The following is a 20655-nucleotide window of genomic DNA, read 5'->3' on the forward strand; positions in this document are numbered from 1 at the left end:
TGGGCAGATTCTGACCTGTCTTCACACGGGACGCACTCTCCGGGGCCTTAACAAATCAAAATATAACAAATGGTGACATCAGCGAAAGCGTCGAACATCATCCTGTCCATCCCGCTCGCTCTGGTCGCATCACAACGACCGTCTGTGACAACCGGGGCGGACACACAGAAGAACTCAATTCATGATCGTGGACGATGTTCACGGGAAGGAAATCGTATGTCTTTCGCCGCTTCCGCTGCGCCTCGCGCCGCTCTAGCCGGATTCGTGGCTTTGATAGGCCTTCCAGCTTGCGTCGATCGACCGGTTCGCGCCGACGAGCCCCTCGCCAATGTTGTCGCCGACGGTAAGCCATGGGAAATGTTCGTCGTCAAGCGGAGCGCCTCCAACATCCTCGTATTCCGACCCGATGGGCACGGAACGATCAGCGACAGCCTGGCCAGCATCCATCCAACATGGAGGGCGATCGCCGGTGGAATTTGTATCAAGCCGCGGCCTGACGATGCGGAAAGGTGCCTGCAACTTGCTCGGACAACAGGCGGCATCGAAGCGTCCCAGAACGGCAAGATAATATGGGTCCTAAAACGCTGAAACGCGCGGGCCGGAGTTCGAAGAATGGCTTGCCGACCGTGGTCATCGGCTGCGTTCTTCGCGTGTCTTAACGCCCCCCGTGTAACGAATTTGCGGTGGTGAAGCTGCATACCTTGCTCTGTGATTGTACCTGCTGGCAGGATTTCCGGAGAATTTGTGCGCCCCAGTATGGGTCAGCCTACCGGCAGTATCGAGCCAAATTTTGCCTCCGATTTTCCGCCAACGCTGGCAAAAGGCAAAATCCTCACTCAGGTAAAGTCCGGTTTCGTCATCGATCAGGCACTCGAACAAAGCATATTGTGTTGTCGGTGACGGATCGCGTTTTGGAAAGGCGTGAACACCGCTATAGCGCAATTCCGGGTATAACGCGATCATGCGCTCGATGACCGCTCGTTTGATCATCAGCATTCCGGTTCCCGCGTAAATGCCGGTGACAAAGTCGCCATCCCACTCGGCGACCGAATCTGGCAGTGGCGTGCCCACATAGTGAATTGCGTCTTCTGAAAAACTGTCGGTTGAGGACGATAGTCGCGGCATCCTCGACCAGTCATAATCCTTGATTGGATACATTCCCCCCACGACATCCTTGTCCGCCATGAAAAGCCTTAATACCTGATCGGGCTCAAACCCGATATCCGCGTCAACAAACAACAAGTGTGTCGCGCTCTCCATATTGATGAAACTCGAAACAAGGCTGTTGCGGCTGCGTGTAATCAAGGCGTCGTTTCCAAGCAACGCCAATGTCATCTTCAGGTCGTTTTGCGCCGCTACCTGCATCATCGACAGAACGGACTGCATATAGTCTTTTGTGACCAGTCCGCCGAAACAGGGCGTGGCTACGAATATCGTGGGGATTTCGCTCATGTCGATTGGCCTTCTTCAAACTCATCGGGGGTTGGTGCGCGCAGATGTATGTCTGTATGAATTCGTTTTATGTTGCCGTGGTCATCCACGGACCGGATGTTACTCTCGCTGCCCGCGCTTCTCATCGCGGTTGGCGAAGAGGCGGATCGTGATCAGGCCTTATTGGCTGAACGTGGTCTTGCGGATCGACCCCGCCCTTCGCTGCAAGTTGACGATGTGGCGAGCAAATGAACGGGAGACTCGTTTCACGTCGATCAACGTCACGTCACCGCAAATGGTGAACGTGTGCAGTCCGGCGGCATGATCGGCCGCGGCAAGATCGCCGGTCAACCGCTGTGGGAGATGCTGGCATGCGATGCGTGTTTGGCTCAACTCGTCAAATTGCAGGAACCGTATGCTGCCCCCATAACTGACGCTACAGTCTTGAACGGGAAGTACTATTTTGTCATCGGCGCTCAAAAAGGGTGTACCGCCGGGCCGTGCTCCGGCACGATCCACGAGAACCGGATTGCCCGGATGCGTTTTCCATGGACCTGTCAGCCGTTCGGAAAACGCGACGTGCAATTCTCGTTGATCGCGCGCGCCAATGCCGACGATGGTGTAAAACATCCACCACGTTTCCTGGTGCTGGATCAGGCACGCTTCGGCGGCAGGAACGTCGGCCAGTAGCACCGCCTCGCGCACCCAGCGGTCCGGAAAAGCGTGAGCGCGGTAAAGGGCGATCTCACCGGCCATGTGACTTTCCGGCACCATCAGCACTTCGCCATGCTGTTCAAGAAGGAAGGGATAGGAGAGATGAAACGGCCGCGTCAGCGCGACCGCCTTGCCACGCCATTCCAGGTCCGGTCCGACTTCATGGCGCTCGATGAAGCCGTGCTTCGTCCGATAATCGTAGGCCTCCACGAAGACGTGGAGGGTGTCGCCCTTTTTCACTGCGAAGGGATCGGCCAGATATCGCCATGGGCCCGGATCGGGCAGCCATCTGATGCGCCCGGCACAATCAGCCAGCGTCTCGGCATCGAGGAGTGCCTCTGCCGGAGCCGGCACGATGCCGACCTTCCAGAAGTCACTGCTTGGTTTCAGGCGCATCGGCTAAAGCTCTTCGGTTGGTTTTGATGCGGTGGGGGCCATCTGACGAAGGGCCGCTTGGCACTCGGCGACCTCGGCGTAAAATCGCAGCACGTTACCTACGCCGGCCGCTCTAGAGAACGGCTCCATATCGTAGTCGATGCGCCAGGGCTGGCAAAAGTCATCGGCGCGCAAGATCTCGGCGAGCGCGACAGAGAGGTCTCGCACAGATCCAGGTTCGACGAAGCGCACCGGATGGTCACGCAGGTACTCCGATGGCCCCTCGGTCGCGGAGGCTATGATTGGTATTCCCTCGCGCATGGCTTCGAGAATAGCGAGACCGGCGGATTCTTCCCGTGAAGGCGAGACGAAAAGATCGACGTTACGCAAAAAGCCTGTGACATTGTCACAATAGCCGAGCAGGTGAACCCGTGGGTCGCCTTTGGCGAGCTTTTCGAGCGCTGCGCGCTGCGGGCCGACCCCGACGATTACCAAGGCCGCGGCATTGGGCGCCGCAGCCAGAAAAGCCGATATCAGAACGTCATTTCCCTTGCTTGGATGCAGCCGGCCAACTGTGCCGACAATCGTGATCGTCGGAGAAAGGCCTAGCTTGGCGCGCAGATCGTAGCGTTCCGCTTCCTTTGCCTCGGGAAGCCAATTCGGAATGCGGCTGACATAGCCATCATAGTTGCCGACGCGTGGCAATTGGGCCTCGTTGACGCAGATGAGACCATCCAGATGTGCATGTTGCTTCGCTTTGTAACCAACGTGCAACGTGGCGACCTTGATCACATTGCCGCGGACGCTCGCAAGCGCCTTGCAGCCCGGGCTGAGATGCGCATGCGCGACCTCTATCCCTTTGGCGGTGATGATTTGCCGCAACCGAAGACGACGCAAAAGCCGTAAGGTGCATTTATGAAAGGTGATCTGGCTCGATAGGTGAGGCCGCATGTCGATCCTCGCTGAGGAAATCACGTGAACCTCATGGCCAAGCGTGGCTTGGGCATTTGCGAGGTCGATGCAGTAACGCTCTGATCCGGCAATCTCGGACGCAAAAAGCACATGGAGAATACGAAGCTTCCGGCCCGTGATCGCTGCGGAGACGAAACCAGCGCCCTGCCGGAACAAGCCGTCGTCGGTATTCAAATTCGTAGAGCGCATATCATCAGTTCCCAATCTCTACGGGAGACTGAAGCACAGCGAAACATTGATGTTTGTGATATAATGTTAATTTATATTTCAAATCGAACGTTTAATTGCGAAACTTGTTTCTAATTTTCTTAAGAAAATCGTTATCGGAATGGAGGTATTACAAGCTGCGATATGCAATTCATACATCAGAAAATTCTACAAAATAATATTGTTGTTAAGATCACAACAAAACTTAACTTAATTTAAAGATGAAAAATATCTGAAGATGTATGATCGGACGCAGTTTCGGTTGTCGACTTGGCGGCTGTGACTGTGGTTTCTGTGCCGCCGTTCGGATGGTCATCGGCAAGATCGTTGACCTGCGCGAGGGGCCACTTACTTATCGCAACGCGATGATGGGTAGGCACGATCACAATATCTCGGGACGAACCGCTCGGGACGCGCCTGAGGTGACTGGCCGGACTAAACCCCAAGGCCGGCCAGTCGACCGTATCGCACGAGCACGGGAGCGTTTGTAAACACAGTTGTCGCCATAAGGCCCCTTGGCATCGTACTTTGCCTTGTCAGGAGAACGGAGTAGCCGGTCCTTTTTGTGCATCCGGTAGATCAAGTGGCTTGATGTGTATTCGGGCAAGCCTAGACAACGCTACGCATGATAACCGGTGGCGCCATAGAGAACCTTCCGACGACGAGGATTGCCACATACGTCCATAGAAACAATCGAAGCGATGCTGAGGAATACGCAAGGACATGGTCTGCTATGGAGCGGCGTCTCCTCACCGACGACCGGCCGCATGCCGCGATTGCCGCAATGCTCGCAGGGAGCCAAAGAGTCGCAACGATAAGATAATGTGTCGAGGTTGCACCGATAAGGACAAGAACGAGGGTGCAGACGAAAAGGTTGGCAATTTCGCGAATTGTGACCTTGGCGAAAGCCGGCTTTGTCGGCCTATTATCTTCCGCCTTCATTGCAGGATGTGTCGAGAAGACTTTTCTGGCGTATTTACGGGTCATCACAAACTTCCTGTTGCGTAATTGTGGATTACGCCACAAAACCCGATGGATTTGCATGAAGTGTTGTTAAGAGTTTTAAACGTATTGGTGACGCCCTCGCGATGATTTCGCGACGATAAGTGCCGAAGAGAAGACATTGATCGTGCAGCACGGTGCTTTTCTCGACGACCTGCTGGAAGAGGGCGTAATCGCGGACCCATGGCCCCGTCATGGACCCGGCGGGGGGTATGGCCTCGCCTTACCGGATTCCGGATGACCAAGACATCGCAACATTTACGCTGCGGGATCCTGTTGTGGCGAACGGCGTGGGCGGTTACGAGCATCACCCAATGCTACATCTGAAGGCGCGCAACTGGCACATTCGTCAGACTCCGCGCTGGACAATACGCCTTCACTGACAACATCTGCAGAGCCTTTGCACCCAAAACTCGCGTATGTTCCATAATAGAGCCTTATCCCACGAAAGCCATGCGACTCAGTACGTTAGATAATTTTGAGAAAGGGTCGTCGGTTCAATTCCGTTCAAGAGCGAAAGGAATTATCTTCGCCCCCTGAACCGGTCGAATGCCGTCAGACGCTGGACCGGCGGGTCGGCATCCTCCCAGCGATAGATCTCGCTTCGCAGGAACTGAAGCTCATCGTCGATGGTCTCTTCAGCGATCTCGATCCACCAGGATTTCAGCCGACCATCGCTTCCGTCGGACCAGCGATAGCCCCGTTCCTTCAGCCGGTCCTTGAGGTCGAAGGGTGAGTTCTCGGCGAATATGCGAACGCGTGAGCGCTGGCTCGCCTGATAAAGCTCGGCAAAGGGCGTTCGTTCGATGTAGGGATGAGAGAGCGCCAGCACCTCCAGCAGCGCAAAGCAGTCATCGACGGCCCGGTGCCCGACATGAAAATACCCACTCTGGTTGATGAGGTATCCAAGCTTGGTTCCCTCATAGCCCCTGGCATTCCAATCGATCTCGGAATTGGAACAAGCCCAGGCCTTGCGGACAAAGATCGGGGAGAAGGCTTCGCAGAACGGTCGATCGAAGCCGGCATTATGGGCCATGACGAGATCGGCGGGCTCGATGAGCGCACGCACCGCCGGCATGTCGATCATCTGGCCATGAACCATGGCGTCCGTGATGCCGGTCAGCCGGATCACGTCGGCCGGGATCGGAATGCTCGGTTGCTGCAGTCCGCCGTAAATGCCGGTGACATCTCCGATCTCGCCGTCCTCATTGAAGGTGAAGCCGATCAGGCCGATTTCGATGATCTCGTCCTTCCTCGCATCGAGCCCTGTGGTCTCGGTGTCGAGGATGACACCTCGGAGCGGATAGCCGGGCCTGGGAACAGCGGCAGTCGGACGAGCTTCGAGTTTTCTGAGGATTTGGTAGCGTCCCGTTGCTTGCAGGATCCGCACCATCTCAGTCTCGTCAGGCGCTGATCCGGCTGGCTGAGCGCGCAGGCTTGGCGCCGACGTTCTGCGAACGGGCTGAGCATTCTCCGAAAACATGTCCAGCTGAGACGTCATGGCCTATCCGACGAAAATGATCGGCGTGAATTTAACGCCTTGGTTGACTGATGAGAAGCTTTCGATCGAGGCGGCGAGCGATACCCACGGATATCGCGAATAAAGGCGCTTATCGAAGAGGGAGAAAACTTCGATCGGCATGATGGGGCAGGCGTCGCTGTATTGAAAGGTCGAAACGACACTCGCTACGGCACGCCTGACGGACCGACCAACTCACCTTCCTTGGTGACGATAGTCGATCCATAAGGCTCGCGGGCCGTGACGATCAAGGCCTCATCCGGCAATGGCCGCGCGAGATCCTTGGCTTCCTCCCACGGCGCCCTCATCCAGACATCGGTCTCTTCCCTGGTCAGCAAGAGCACCGGCATGGCCTTGCCGTGAATCGGTTTGACCAGATTGTTCGGATCGGTCGTCAGAAACCCATAGAGATCGTCCGTCGTGAACCCATCCTTGACTTTACGCACGGAGGTCCATTGCGGAACATGGATGCCGGCAAAGAACATCAGCGGCTTGTCTTCATCTCGCGCGAACCAGGCATTCGGCACATTGCCGCCATCCTGCTGGCTTGCCGGATCCGGCTCGGCAAAGCTGGTGACCGGGACGAGGCAGCGGTTCTCCACGCCGAACCATCGCCTCCAATGCGGAAGCTTGAGATTGCGGACATTGGTGACGCCACGGTCGACCTGCTCGCGCACCAACTGCTCGAAGTCGAACTCCTTACCCTTGACCCGCAGTTTCTCGGCCTTGGCCTGCGCTAGCTTTTCAAGAACGAACCGAGGCGAGGGAAGGCCCCAGCGGGCATGAACGAGCTGCTTGCCTCCGTCGGCGGTGTTGCGGACGATCGGCCCCATCTGGTCGGGGTTCATCTGATAGGCTGGCATCAGGTTGATCAGGCTCTCGGCGTCCTGAGCCCACTTGTTCACCCAGTCCTTGTCTTCCATGCGGTACAAGTTGCACATCGACGCTCCATCTCCCTTGAAGCCGGCGGACATGGTAGCCGACGAAGCGCCGGAATGCCAATTGGTGGCGATCGGCGGATCGGCGTTGAAACTTTTTCGAAAGCTTCGCCAGTGCCCGTTCGAAGTCATCTCCATGATTCCCAATGAGAATCTTAAAGTCCACTAAAATAGAGGGATAATATTCCTATTTCGGGTTGCTTGACTCGCGAATCGAGTTGGAACATTTAGTGAACAAATACACTTGACCGACCTGACGTCGATACCATCGCGACCTTGTGAGGGACGTGAATGATGACTGCTGCCCGTAACAGGGTGATATCCGATCTGAAGGATCGCATTGCGTTACTGCAAGGCAATGCAGGCAGGAAGAGCGGCTGTCTGGCCTTCGGTGTGCCTGAGATCGATGCGGCGCTGCCGGGTGGTGGTCTTGCCTATGGCGCCGTGCACGAGTTCGCCGGCGGCGGAGCCGGCGTCGTCGATGGTGCTGCCGCTGCTCTGTTTGCCGCCGGCATTGCGGCACGAACCAGAGGCAAGATCGTCTGGTGCCTGACACGGCCGGACCTGTTCTTTCCGGCGCTGGCCCAGGCGGGTCTTCATCCCGATCGGGTCGTCTTCGTCGAGGCCGACCGCGAGGAGGACGTTCTCGCCTCGATGGAAGAGGCTTTGGCGTTCGGCGGGCTTGGCGCCGTCGTCGGCGAGATCGTCCGGCTGCCGATGGTTTCCTCTCGCCGCCTGCAGCTCGCGGCGGAAAAGACCGGAACCATGGGCCTGGTGGTCCGGCGCTGGCGGCGGCAGATGGAAGCCTCGGATTTCGGGCAGCCGACGGCATCGACGACGCGATGGCGGGTCAGCGTCCTGCCATCGGAAGACTTGCCGGTCCCAGGCGTCGGGCGGCCGCGATGGCTGCTCGAACTGATCAGAGTGAAGGCGGGTGAGTGCGCTGAGTTTATCGTGGGAGCGTGCGATGCCACGGGTCGTATCCATCTATCTGCCGGACCTGCCGATCGAGCGGATCAGGCGCATGGATCAGAAAGCAGAATTATCGCCTGACAGGCCGCTGGTGCTGATCGCCAGGAGCGGCTCCAAGCGTTGGATAGCCGCGGCCGATGCAAAGGCTAAGGCAGGCGGCATCCATGTCGGCATGCCGGCCGCCAAGGCGCAGGCCATGGTGCATGGCCTGCAATTCGTCGATGCCGATCCGGCGGCCGATGCCGAAGCGCTGGAGCGGATCGCACTCTGGGCCCTCTCACAATATTCCCCGATCGTCGCGGTCGACGGCACGGATGGCATCGTCATGGATACGGAAGGGGCCGATCATCTGCAGGGTGGCGAGCTTCCCATGCTGATCGGGATCGTCAATCGCTTCCGGGCGCGGGGGCTGACCGTCCATGCAGCGCTCGCCGACACTTGGGGCGCGGCCCATGCCTGTGCCCGCGCCACCCGTCGCGACATCGTCATCATCCCATCTGGAGAGACCACCCGCGCCGTCGAACACCTGCCGATCTCGCTGCTGCGGCTGCCGGCGGAGATCGTTACCAGCCTCCGAACGCTCGGCTTCAAAATCATCGGTGAACTTGCTGCGACGCCGCGGGCGCCATTGGCGTTGCGCTTCGGTCCGGAGATCGGAAGGCGTCTCGACCAGATGCTCGGTCGTGTGTCCGAACCGATCGATCCCATCCGCGCACCGGAATGGATCGAAGTCAGCCGAGCCTTTGCCGAACCGATCGGAGCTGCCGAGACGATCGACAAATATGTCGGGCGTCTCATCGTCAGGCTGGTAGCCGAACTGCAGCGCAAGGGGCTCGGTGTTCGGCGCACCGACCTGATTGTCGAAAAGGTCGATGGCAGCAGGCAGGCGATCCGCGCCGGCACGGCCAAACCAGCCCGCGACATCGCCTGGCTGACCAAGCTCTTTCGCGATCGAACGGAAAAGATCGAGCCCGGCTTCGGCATCGAGAGACTGACGCTGGTGGCCGTCATGACCGAACCGCTTGGCGAGGAACAGCGGTCGTCGCTGATCGATGAGAAGGACCAGGACATCACGCCGCTGATTGACACCTTCGGCAATCGCGGCCAGCGCGTCTACCGCTTGGCACCCGTCGCATCCGATGTTCCCGAACGCAGCGTCCGGCGGATTTCCGCGGCAGCCGAAGACGTCACGGAAACCTGGGTGCATCACTGGCCGCGGCCGGTGCGGCTGCTGGCGCGGCCGGAACTCATCGACGTCATCGCACTGTTGCCGGATCATCCGCCTGTCTCCGTCACCTGGCGCGGCAGGCGCCGGCGGGTCAGGCGCGCCGATGGTCCCGAGCGCATCTTCGGCGAATGGTGGACCAGGAGCTCCGAATTCGATGCGGTGAGGGATTATTTCGTGATCGAGGACGAGAGTGGCGAACGTCTTTGGATCTTCCGCTCCGGTGATGGTGTCGATGCGGCCACCGGTTCGCATCGCTGGTTTTGCCACGGGATCTTCGCATGAGCTACGCCGAGCTGCAGGTCACCACTCATTTTTCCTTCCTGCGCGGCGCGTCGTCGGCCGACGAGCTGTTCCGGACGGCGAAGGAGCTCGGCATCCGTGCGCTCGGGATCGTCGACCGCAATTCGCTGGCGGGGATCGTCCGGGCGCTTGAGGCTTCGCGGGCAACCGGGCTCCGTCTTGTCGTCGGCTGTCGGCTCGATCTGGCCGACGGCATGTCGATCCTGGTCTATCCCACGGACCGCGCCGCCTATTCGCGACTGACCCGGCTTCTGACACTAGGCAAGGGCAGGGGCGGCAAGGCCAACTGCATCCTGCATCTCGACGATGTCGCGCTCTATGCCGAGGGCCTGATGGGCATCCTTGTCCCCGATCTTGCCGACGAGACCTGTGCCCTACAACTTCGAAAGCTGGCCGAGATCTTTGGCGATCGTGCCTATCTGTCGCTCTGCCTGCGCCGACGGCCGAATGACCAGCTGCGGCTGCACGAGCTGTCCAACCTCGCGGCGCGCTACAAAGTGAAGACAGTTGTCACCAATGACGTCCTCTTCCATGAGCCGTCGCGCCGGCAGCTGCAGGATATCGTCACCTGCATCCGCAACACCTCCACCATCGACGATATCGGCTTTGAGAGGGAGCGGCACGCCGATCGCTATCTCAAACCTCCGGAAGAAATGGCGCGGCTCTTTCCGCGCTATCCCGAAGCGCTCGCGCGCACGCTCGAGATCGTCGAACGCTGCAAATTCTCGCTGGAGGAGCTCACCTACCAATATCCGGAGGAAGCGATCGTACCGGGCAAGACGGCGCAGCAATCCCTGGAGCATTATGTCTGGGAGTGCATTCCGAACCGCTATCCCGAGGGCTTGCCGCCGTCTGTGCTGAAGGTGATCCGCCATGAGCTCGATCTCATCCGCACCATGAACTACGCTCCCTATTTCCTGACGGTGTTTTCGATCGTCCGTTATGCCCGCGGCCAGGGCATTCTGTGCCAGGGGCGGGGATCGGCGGCCAATTCCGCCGTCTGTTATATCCTCGGCATTACCTCCATCGATCCCGAGACCAACAATCTTCTCTTCGAGCGCTTCGTCTCCCAGGAGCGCGACGAGCCGCCCGATATCGATGTCGACTTCGAGCATGAGCGGCGCGAGGAGGTGATCCAATGGATCTACAGGGCCTATGGCCATGACAAGGCGGCTCTCTGTGCGACCGTCACGCGCTACCGCGCCAAGGGGGCGATCCGCGACGTCGGCAAGGCACTTGGGCTGCCGGAGGATGTGATCAAGGCGCTATCGGCGGGCATGTGGTCGTGGTCGGAAGAGTTGGTGACCGAGCGTAGCCTGCGCGAGCTCAACCTCAATCCGGACGATCGCAGACTTGCCTTGACCCTGAAACTGGCCCAGCAGCTGATGGGTGCGCCGCGCCATCTCGGCCAGCATCCCGGCGGTTTCGTGCTGACCCATGACCGGCTTGACGATCTCGTGCCGATCGAGCCGGCATCCATGGCCGATCGGCAGGTGATCGAATGGGACAAGGATGATGTCGAGGCGCTGAAGTTCATGAAGGTCGATGTGCTGGCGCTCGGCATGCTCACCTGCATGTCGAAAGCCTTTGCCTTGATCCGGGACCACAAGCATCTGGATCTCGATCTGGCTCAAATCCCGCAGGAGGATCCGGCGACCTATGCGATGATCCGCAAGGCCGATACGCTCGGCACCTTCCAGATCGAAAGCCGGGCCCAGATGTCGATGCTGCCGCGCATGAAGCCGCGGACTTTCTACGATCTGGTCATCCAGGTGGCGATCGTCCGGCCCGGCCCGATCCAGGGCGACATGGTGCATCCGTATCTGCGCCGGCGCGAGGGCAAGGAAAAGGTCGACTATCCGACGCCGGAGCTCGAAGCCGTCCTCGGCAAGACGCTCGGCGTGCCGCTCTTCCAGGAAAGCGCCATGAAGGTGGCGATGGTCTGTGCCGGCTTTACCGGCGGCGAGGCAGATCAGCTGCGCAAATCCATGGCGACCTTCAAGTTCACCGGCGGTGTCTCGAAGTTCAAGGACAAGCTCGTCTCCGGCATGGTCAGGAACGGCTATACGCCGGACTTCGCCGAAAAGACCTTCTCGCAGCTCGAAGGCTTTGGCTCCTATGGCTTTCCCGAGAGCCATGCCGCAAGTTTCGCCCTCATCGCCTATGCCTCCTCCTACGTGAAACGCCACTATCCCGACGCCTTCTGCGCGGCCCTCCTGAACTCGCAGCCCATGGGCTTTTATGCACCGGCCCAGATCGTCGGCGATGCCCGCAAGCATGGTGTCGAGGTCCGGCCGGTCTGCGTCAATCGCTCACGCTGGGACTGCACGCTGGAACCGGCCGAGGGCAGCGATCGCCATGCCGTTCGTCTTGGCATGCGGATGGTTCATGGTCTTGCCCAGGTCGATGCTGCCCGCATCATTGCCGCCCGCGCTGACCAGCCATTCGAGAGTGTCGATGATCTCTGGCGGCGATCGGGTGTGCCGGCCGCATCCCTGGTCCAGCTTGCCGAGGCGGACGCGTTTCTGCCGTCGCTCAATCTGCAGCGCCGCGATGCGCTCTGGGCGATCAAGGCGCTGCGCGACGAGCCCTTGCCGCTCTTTGCCGCGGCCGCCGAGCGCGAGCAGAGGACGATCGCCGAGCAGCGGGAGCCAGAAGTCCGCCTGCGCCAGATGACGGAGGGGCATAACGTCATTCAGGATTACAGCCACACCGGCCTGACGCTGCGCCAGCATCCGCTCGCCTTCCTGCGCCAGGATCTCACCACCCGCAATATCGTCACCTGCGACGAGGCGATGTCATCTAGTGACGGCAGCTGGCTGATGACGGCAGGCCTCGTGCTCGTGCGCCAGAAACCGGGTTCGGCCAAGGGCGTGATGTTCCTGACCGTCGAGGATGAAACAGGCCCCGCCAATGTCGTCGTCTGGCCAAGCCTCTTCGAGCGGCGGCGTCGCATCGTCCTCGGATCCTCGATGATGGCGATCAATGGCCGCATCCAGCGGGAAGGCGACGTCGTGCATCTCGTCGCCCAGCAGCTCCTCGATCTCACCAGCGATCTGTCCGGCCTTGCCGATCGCGATGAGGCCTTCCGGTTACCGACCGGTCGCGGTGATGAGTTTGCCCATGGGACGCCGGCAAGCCCGGATTCGCGAGAGCGGGCGGTCATCAAGGCGCGGGAGATTTATGAGCCGGATCGGCTTATCGATAGGTTGAAGGTGAGGGTGCGGAATTTTCAGTAGATGCCGCCTGCCCGCCTAAAAGACGATTGCTCCTTGACCCTGATCATCGTGGTGCTCTCAGGATAACTTATCTCGATCGCAATGCTCTCCAGGCACTCATTTTTTGATCGCGCCGTTGCCCTGCATCCCGTTGACGATGAGGTCTGCACCAATGAGATATGCGTCCTCGGACATGAAATCACCCCCGATGACATTCCAAGGCTGACGAAGCAGCTCGTCGAGAACGTTTGGCTCCAGCTTGACGCCCTTGCAGGCCTCGGTAAATGCAGGGGAACCAGCAACATTGATGTGTTTGTCGCCGCTGTTTTTCTGAATGGCTACTCGATTGCCTGCCCAATCCTCGATCGAATTCGCCTGAAGGCAGCCGCTGAATTCGTTCTCGCCATCAGACTCCGGACTTTTGGTGGCCGTAAGCCAGACGTACTGACCTTCCGTGCTATCTTTCAGTTCTGGCGAAAGGTCATGATTGCCCCACCAGAGGAGGATCACGCGCGGGCTGCCATCCTGCCTCCCATCTTCATGCGAAAGCAGTTCGGCGGGGGTAAGTCCTGCGAAGAATTTCTTGCCCATCGACGCAACCACGGACCGGCTGACGATGTTTTGGTGACCGATGCGATCGCAGATTTTTTTGATTATGTTGCGCTCCTCTTCGACAGTCAAATGATCATTAGAAGGACGGAAGGAGTCTTTTTGCCAATGCTTGACGTCCGCCCTCAGATTTAGAATCATGATCTCCTTGGAGGTCCGGCTGAGAAACCTGGTGATCTGCGAAACCATATCTGCGAGCGTGTTCTTCGTGTGATCGGAGCCATGGTGGAATCCATACGAGGTTAGGTTTTTTCCTGTTCGGTCAACATTCCGGTAGGGCATGAAACGTAGATCGAAGCACCGGTAGCCGAACATCAGTTGCTCGTAGATGTTTGCAGTCTGACACCGGGATCTCCCATCGGCGCCGGCGAGTGTCGGAGTGATCCAATTTCCGTACGTCGCTGTATCGTGTGTTGACGGGATCGCCAGCTGCCATAATGGCAGATCTTTCACGACGTCCCAGCGGCGTTTCATCCACTCAGACTCCATGTGCAGTTGCCGACGGCACAGTGTGGTCCCCGTCACGAAATAGACCCAGTCGCCTTTCACGGCAGCGCCAGAGCGGAGGTTCTGATGGAGCAGGCGCGCCATGCTGGTGCCGTCCTTAAGACACCGGTAGAGCCCGGAGCCTCCATCGAGCCCGACACCCCGGCCAAAAAAATAGACGTAGTCGCCGTCGACGACCGGCGCTGCATGGCGGCCTGTCGAGGAGCGCCGGAAGTTCGGATAGTCGTAGAACGTCGACGCCTCATCCAGGATCTGCGCCGTGCCCTGCCCATCATTGCGATGCCGATGGAGGCCGGTCTTCCCAAAGAAATAAACATATTCGTCGTCAACGAAGATGCCCGTTCGACACCAGCCATCGAGGATTTGCTCTTTTTCACTGCCATCCTTTTTCCGACGGAAGAGACTTTCATCGTGTCCGCAGAAATAGACGTAGTCGCCTTTGACGAACGGCGCATTGTAACAAAAGTCATCGAGCATCTGCTCCTTTTCAGTGCCATCCTTTTTCCGACGGAAGAGCGAGTGATTGGTGTTTGCGAAGTACACGTAATTTCCCTCGACAAATGGCGCAAAAGTGGCCATGTCGTCGATTTGTATGGGGCTTCCCCCGGGCACCTTGCTGCAACGAAAAAGCCCTTTGTCCTTGGTGAAATAGACATATTCCCCGTCGACGAAAGGTTTGTACTTGCACCCGGTTCCAGCCAATGCGGACAGTTCGGCGCCGTCAAGCCTGCAGCGGGTGAGGACACCCTTGCGGGCAAAGTAGATGTAGTCGCCGTCAATGGTCGGAGCGACTTCAGCGTCGCAGCCCTCGACAAGCACCTTGGCAGTTGGGTCGAGTAACTTATAGGCCATTATTCCCTCTCAGGCTGAAGTAATGATTTCGCCAGTAGGACCGGATCGCGAAGGCGGCTAATCTTCATGAGGCGCGAAGTGGCGAGGCGGTCGAGCGGTCTGAATTATCGAGGAAGGGTTCGAGCCCAGCTTTGATTGCTTGAATATCGCGGGGAAGCGATTTGCCAATCGTACCCTGAAGCGTCTTGATCGTTCACCGTCGTCGCAGGCACAACTTGGCGGGTGGGCGGTGAAGTCTGATTTTGCGAGTCGTCATATCGGCACCCTACCCACTGTAACAATTTCACCTGACTATTGCTCTCTTGGCTTCGCATCGAGCGGAGTGGCGTTCCGAGCCATTGCCTTAGGCCTATCAGACGATTGTTTGCGCAATATTTGAGAATCGAAAAAATGGATCGTGGTGGTTGTAGACGGAGCTGAACAGTTCCCTCCCTCCAGAAGCGCTTTCGCGCCGATTGTTTGAACCGATCAGCGATCATTTGATCATTGGTGCGCGCCTACGTCGTCGATTGAACCGGAAGCTGCAGCCACGGAGCATCTGCTGAAGTCGAGGTGTTGCACCGACGTTTAATATTGCGTTGGGCGAAAGCGCAGGGAGAATTTTTGACGGCACGCAACTTTGCATTTGCTGCCGCAGCGGCCCTTATGATCGCTAAGGTTCAAGCAGAGCCCAAAGAGCCGATATTGCTAAGAACAAAATCCGGGACGGCTTGTTTGCCGTAGAGGCGCGACACATGCGCAATCATGTTGCGCATGACGTTTGCCCGCCCATGTTCCAAGGTTACGTGGCGTGCAGAGGTGAAGTAAAGATATTGTATTGCACCGGCAGCGTGATCTGGCCCGAGTGCCGCAAGCGCCCGCTCCAAGGCTTCCGGCAGTTTCCGATCCGGCGGAGCAACCATCCAGCCGATCATCAGGCGGATCTCGCCCGGGCAATCCGCTCCGAGGTTCGCCATATCGGTGGCTTGGGCGGCCGCTGCCGGACTGTAGCCACCTGCCAGCAATGCGATGCACTTCAACACGCGCATATGGCGGTGAAACTCCGAGCCAGGTTCAGCTGTCTTGATGCCTTGATCGAATATTACGACTGCTTCATCAAAACGCCCACGCGCATAGCGTAACTGCCCGAGTATGGGCAGGGCCGCTGTGGAATCCTGGGTTCGTGCCAGTGCGCGCTCGGCAAGTTCCTCGGCGAGTTCCAGATGCCCCCGGTTGATGAAATAGAGAAGCTTGGCAGCCGCCAGCATCAGCAAGGGCCTATCTTCTATCTCGTGCAAGCACTCCAGCACGGTAGCTTCAATCTCGCTTTCTATGCGATCGCGCTCTTCCAGGCTCATGCCGCCAAATGGGGTCGTCAATACGAGACGCGCAAAGAGGTGCAAGCCCCATTGGATCGCGCCATCCGCATCGGAGGGATCCTGTTCCCGGCCCTCGGCGAGCCGCTCGCCACTTGCAAGCCATTTCGGATTGGATGTCGAGAGCAGGTTCGAAGCGCGCTGGAAACGTGCTTCCGGAGACTCATTCTCAGGTATGCCAAGTCCATCGGAGGCATTTTTGAGCGCCTGGCGCAATGCGGCGATAACCCCCTCGGACATACGGGCCGTCTCATCTAGAGCCGACCTATTGTCCGTTTGATCGATGCGGAGACGAAAGGCTTTCACAATCCGCTTTGACGGCATTTCCCGGAGCGTGGCCACACAGCTCAGCCACCGCGCGTCAGTATGAAAACTTACCTGCACAAAATATCGCAATCTGTCACTGGCAGCGAGCAGGTTTGCCTCGGTCACGACGACCTTTCGCTCGACGCCCATTCCGGCGGCGATCAAGCCCTTGAGCGTCTCCATCAAGGAAAGATATTGTTGACGTGAGGGATGTTTCTCAATCTCGAAAGATGGAGCGATAATCAGAAATGCATCGATCGGATGCGGCCCGGAAGGGATCGCAATCCAGACGTAACCCTCGCCATATCGCGTAGCAATATAGCTGGGCGACTTCGCGTTATCGCCTAACTTCTGCCGCAACCTGTTGACGAGGAAGTCGATATTTCGGTCGGATGGGTCGGAGTCTGATCGAGCAATCTCGTCCAATAGCCGACTGCGAGTCATGAGGCGGCGGGAATTCCTTGTGAAAGCGAGAAGAAGTGCGCGTTCGCTCCGAGTGAATTGGACCGCCTTTCCGTTGCGATGCGCGAACATGCACGCCTCGTCAATCATCAGGTCTCCGAAATAGAGATTACGCGCCTTGCCTGTTTCCGCAAATGAAATCATGTCATTTCCAACGGCTCGACAAGTGATCAGCGCAAAAGATTTTATACCGAAGCTTCAACTGCAGCATGTATAAAGCCGGTTTGTGCAAAACAAAATACGTCGTTTCACTCCCTTGACCGTCAACCGCCGGCATCCGGCGCGCTGCACATGCCTGCGGGGGCCGTTACGGCCGGCCGAACGCGTCACGGATCGACATCGAGAATGCAGTGAAACAAGCCAGTGCGCATAAGTTTATCATGGACCTGCCGAAGGGCTATGAGACATTGGTGGGCCAGCGGGCGTCAAATTGTCGGGCGGCGAGCGTCAAGGTGTCGCCATCGCCAGGGCTTTTCTGGCTGATGCGCCGGTGCTGATCCTGGACGAGGCGACCTTGAGCCTCGACAGCGAGAGCGAGGTTCGGATCCAGCAGGCAACGGAACGCTTGATGGATGGCCGCACGACACTGGTGATCGCGCACCGACTTTCGATGGTGCGGGCGGCGGATCGGCTATTGGTCTTCGACAAGAGAAAGATCGTGGAAGAGGGTGACCATCAGGCGCTCATTCGCCTCAATAACAGCATTTACCGCCGGCTGTTCGAGCGTCAGGCGCTGGAGTTGACCAAGGGGCTCGTCGCCTGAGGCGAACTCTTGACGTGCCAATCCTCTCTTACAATATCATCTGGGAGAGGTCCTTGGCATGGAAAGGAGGAAGAAGATGCCACTCAACGATATTCCATGGACCCGTCCAGTGACGATCAGCTCCAATGCGGGTTGGAGCGCACTTTCATGGGCGTCTATGACGCTCTGGACTTTCTGGAAAATGAATGGCCGCTGCGGCATGGCGAGCGCCACGAACGCGCGGTGAAGACCTGTCGCGGCGCGCTCAATCGGGTTGTGCCTGCTGTCATAGCAAGAGAGGCGTTCCTGACCGCCTGTCTTGAAGCGGGAATGCCTGCGGTCCTGGCGCCGTCGAGGATAGCGCAGAAAAAGCAGCCTATGCGACCGGCCGGCGCGCTATCCTTATAGTCTCTCGGCTTTTGGAGCTCGCCGCCTCCGGAGGCGAGCTCTCGTGAGCTGCACCACAAGCAACCGCGGCCAATCTTCCTCATCAGGTCGCGTCGATACCAGTACTCTACGTTGGCGCATTGCAATCACGCGACCTTAGCGGCAAGCATTTCGTTGATGCAATCTTCGTTGCGCGCTTCCAGCTCCTGCGTTGGAAAGGCATTGATGAAGATGCGGATTGTTTCGCCGAGATCGGCACCGGATTGGCACCAGCCTGGACCGCAACTGACCTGTTGGCCGGCGAGATCCTCGACCTCGAAAAGTCCGCAGGTTTCGCCTGCCTCATCATCAACGGCAAGCTGAAGCGTACCGAAATTTCGGTGTTCGTCATTCCAGTAAACCGAAATCCCGAGAAACCGGATGCCCGACCGATTTCCGACCTCCGTCAGCAGCAAACCATGAACCTCGTCCGTCGCAAGCGGCTTCGGTTCATCCCAGCAAAGCTCCTCGTCCAAGGTCGGGTAGTCCATGACGTTTTCCAAGAGGTCACGCATCTTCTCGAGATGGCGCAGCATGTCTGGCGACTTGCCACGGAAGCCGGGTCGGTCGTCTCTGAACGTATCGAAGGCATGCCGGCCCAAGTAGCCGACGAAGTCATAAAGCGCCTGCGCGTCGTCCTGAGCAATAGTGAGAACACCGTCTCTCGGCCGTGGATCTCTTGAATATTCAAACATTGCTATCTCCTCCGATTTCGAAACTAGGAACCCAGCCGCGCGTAAAGCCAACGCTCATTCCGGCCTCGCAAAGTGCCAGCTGTCCTCGAACGAATTGCAGTTCGGCGAGCAGAGCGCCCATTGCAGCACAAGCATTGCCTTCGAAGAGCTCGAGAACGGAAGCGACCTGATCGGATTGCGGTTCATCTGTTTGAGCTGATGCGGTTGTCATGAGGCAATACGTCTCCTGCACCCCAAAAACATAGGGTGCCAAACTGCTGATTTGTCGATATGAAAATTGCGCGGCCGGTTTTCGCTCCGGCAATTTGTTCCTATTATGTTCTCATTTTAAATGGAGTCAAGAGCACGTCCTGTCCGGTCGAAAGCGAACAGCCTGGTGGCGCGAGTCCAAAAGCTTGCAGCGGAATATGACCGAAATTATTTCTATCCGCATACGGGATTGTCGATAGGTGGGAGGAGGAAAACGGCAATGACCGAGCGGTTTGTCAGCAAGTATGATGAGCCATTGACCTCGAATGATCTCGATATTTGCCAACGGGCCTTGGATGAAATCTTAACGAGGCTAAAGATTGGCAAGGACACGGAGGAAGCGCAACGAGCCGCAGCGATCATTATTGAGCTCTACCGCCAAGGTGTGCATCAAGCCAAACAATTGGTGGAACTGGCGGCGGGGCCGGGAGGAGCAGGCAATCTGGATTGATTGCCACGCGGAAAGACTCGACTCGTGAAGCTTTCTCTGTTGCACTGTTTTCATGACGAAGTCCCCGCGTAAGTCATCGAAACCACTTCTCGCCACCTCGGAAATGCCGCTGCGAAGCCGGGCGCGCAAACCTCGTGATCCAGACCAACCACGGTTGCCGCTTGATCCAATGCCGGAGCGGATCGAGCCGGCGCTGGCGCTTCTGAAATCCGAAGTCCCGAAAGGGCCGCAATGGCTCTATGAGATAAAATGGGACGGTTATCGTCTCGCCATTCATGTTGAACCAGGCCGCGTACGGATCCTCACGCGTGGCGGCCACGATTGGACCGATCGCTTTCCGACGATCGCTAACGAGGCCACGGACTTCGGTACAACGATGATTCTCGATGGAGAGGCTGTCGTCCTGGATGAGCAGGGGAAGTCGAGCTTCGGCGCTCTCCAGCGTGCCCTTGGGGGAAGGGGAGGGCACCGCCGGGCGGACGAGGCAATCTTCTATGCCTTCGATCTCCTGTATTTCGATGGACATGATCTTACGAAGCTGGATCTCTCCGAGCGTCGACAAATCCTGGATGGCCTTCTGGCCGATCACGCAGGTGCCATAAGGCTATCAGACGAGGTTGAGGCCGATGGCGATGAGCTGCTAGCCGCCGCATGCGCGCACGGCCTCGAGGGTATCATCGCGAAGAACCGCGAGCAGCCCTATCGCTCTGGTCGTACCGGTGATTGGATCAAGGTGAAATGCGTCCAGAGCGACAGCTTTTTCATCGTCGGCTATGAACCCTCCGCTGTTGCACATGGTGGCATCCGCAATTTGTTTCTCGCTGCTTATCGAGGCCACGACCTCATCTACGTTGGCAACGTCGGAACGGGCTTCAATGAGCGCGATGCATCCAGGCTTCGCAGGGATTTGGATAAGCTCAAGACCTCGCGGGCACCGATTGCCTTGAAACAGCGCGGCGTCGTTTGGGTTCAGCCAACGCTCATCGCCGAAATCGAATATCGTGCCTGGACCGATGACGGCAAACTGCGTCATGCTTCCTATAAGGGACTCCGAGAGCGGCAGGACAATGCCGACGTTTACCGTCTACCGCAATAAAACTCAGAACCATCCTCGGAGCGCGACCC

14 protein-coding genes and 2 pseudogenes are annotated in these 20655 nt (G+C 58.1%); 7 read left to right on the top strand and 9 right to left on the bottom strand.

The window, feature by feature from the left end:
- Positions 1-252: 252 nt before the first annotated feature.
- The 6 genes from DQ393_RS33610 to DQ393_RS30095 form a co-directional block, all read right to left on the bottom strand.
- Positions 253-414, bottom strand: coding sequence for a hypothetical protein (locus tag DQ393_RS33610; protein WP_181592444.1), 162 nt, complete (start codon positions 412-414; stop codon positions 253-255).
- A 216-nt stretch (positions 415-630) separates the two neighbouring features.
- Complete coding sequence (locus DQ393_RS30065; protein ID WP_112345355.1) at positions 631-1452, bottom strand: hypothetical protein; 822 nt, start codon at positions 1450-1452, stop codon at positions 631-633.
- Positions 1453-1611: 159 nt separating this feature from the next.
- On the bottom strand, positions 1612-2541 hold the full coding sequence (locus DQ393_RS30070; RefSeq protein WP_112345356.1) for a glucosamine inositolphosphorylceramide transferase family protein: 930 nt from the start codon (positions 2539-2541) through the stop codon (positions 1612-1614).
- A 3-nt stretch (positions 2542-2544) separates the two neighbouring features.
- On the bottom strand, positions 2545-3681 hold the full coding sequence (locus DQ393_RS30075) for a glycosyltransferase family 4 protein (RefSeq protein ID WP_112345357.1): 1137 nt from the start codon (positions 3679-3681) through the stop codon (positions 2545-2547).
- Between the two features lie 1543 nt (positions 3682-5224).
- Positions 5225-6202: a 3'-5' exonuclease gene (locus DQ393_RS30090; protein WP_112345359.1), complete on the bottom strand. Its 978-nt coding sequence runs from the start codon at positions 6200-6202 to the stop codon at positions 5225-5227.
- Positions 6203-6387: 185 nt separating this feature from the next.
- A complete protein-coding gene (locus tag DQ393_RS30095; protein WP_112345386.1) occupies positions 6388-7161 on the bottom strand; it encodes an SOS response-associated peptidase in 774 nt (257 codons plus the stop codon).
- A gap of 291 nt (positions 7162-7452) precedes the next feature.
- Between DQ393_RS30095 and DQ393_RS30100 the strand changes: the two genes are divergently transcribed.
- From DQ393_RS30100 to DQ393_RS30110, 3 genes are read left to right on the top strand one after another with little or no spacing between them, the layout of a single operon-like run.
- Entirely contained in the window at positions 7453-8211 is a 759-nt protein-coding gene (locus tag DQ393_RS30100) for an ImuA family protein (RefSeq protein WP_112345387.1), read from the top strand.
- A complete protein-coding gene (locus DQ393_RS30105; RefSeq protein ID WP_112345360.1) occupies positions 8126-9640 on the top strand; it encodes a Y-family DNA polymerase in 1515 nt (504 codons plus the stop codon). The genes DQ393_RS30100 and DQ393_RS30105 overlap by 86 nt, the downstream gene beginning before the upstream one ends.
- Complete coding sequence (locus DQ393_RS30110) at positions 9637-12897, top strand: error-prone DNA polymerase (RefSeq protein ID WP_112345361.1); 3261 nt, start codon at positions 9637-9639, stop codon at positions 12895-12897. Before DQ393_RS30105 ends, DQ393_RS30110 begins: the two co-directional genes overlap by 4 nt.
- Before the next feature lie 96 nt (positions 12898-12993).
- Here DQ393_RS30110 and DQ393_RS30115 read toward each other — a convergent pair whose 3' ends face one another.
- Positions 12994-14844, bottom strand: coding sequence for a DUF5050 domain-containing protein (locus DQ393_RS30115; protein WP_112345362.1), 1851 nt, complete (start codon positions 14842-14844; stop codon positions 12994-12996).
- Between the two features lie 659 nt (positions 14845-15503).
- Positions 15504-17111 carry a winged helix-turn-helix domain-containing protein gene (locus DQ393_RS30120; protein WP_112345363.1) on the bottom strand — a complete coding sequence of 536 codons (1608 nt, stop codon included), beginning with the start codon at positions 17109-17111 and terminating at the stop codon, positions 15504-15506.
- A gap of 164 nt (positions 17112-17275) precedes the next feature.
- Here DQ393_RS30120 and DQ393_RS30125 point away from each other — a divergent pair.
- Positions 17276-17730 (top strand): annotated as a pseudogene (locus DQ393_RS30125) (ATP-binding cassette domain-containing protein); the annotation flags it as partial.
- A 76-nt stretch (positions 17731-17806) separates the two neighbouring features.
- Positions 17807-18117, top strand: a pseudogene (locus DQ393_RS30130) (DUF982 domain-containing protein).
- A 125-nt stretch (positions 18118-18242) separates the two neighbouring features.
- Here the strand turns inward: DQ393_RS30130 and DQ393_RS30135 are convergent.
- Entirely contained in the window at positions 18243-18830 is a 588-nt protein-coding gene (locus DQ393_RS30135; protein ID WP_112345364.1) for a hypothetical protein, read from the bottom strand.
- 469 nt (positions 18831-19299) lie between these two features.
- Between DQ393_RS30135 and DQ393_RS30145 the strand changes: the two genes are divergently transcribed.
- A complete protein-coding gene (locus DQ393_RS30145; protein ID WP_112345366.1) occupies positions 19300-19530 on the top strand; it encodes a hypothetical protein in 231 nt (76 codons plus the stop codon).
- 52 nt (positions 19531-19582) lie between these two features.
- The gene (gene ligD, locus DQ393_RS30150) at positions 19583-20626 is read left to right on the top strand and encodes a non-homologous end-joining DNA ligase (protein WP_112345367.1); all 1044 of its coding nucleotides are present in this window, start codon (positions 19583-19585) and stop codon (positions 20624-20626) included.
- Positions 20627-20655: the final 29 nt, after the last annotated feature.

Source organism: Martinezella tropici (genome assembly GCF_003287875.1).
GTDB lineage: Bacteria > Pseudomonadota > Alphaproteobacteria > Rhizobiales > Rhizobiaceae > Rhizobium > Rhizobium tropici_C.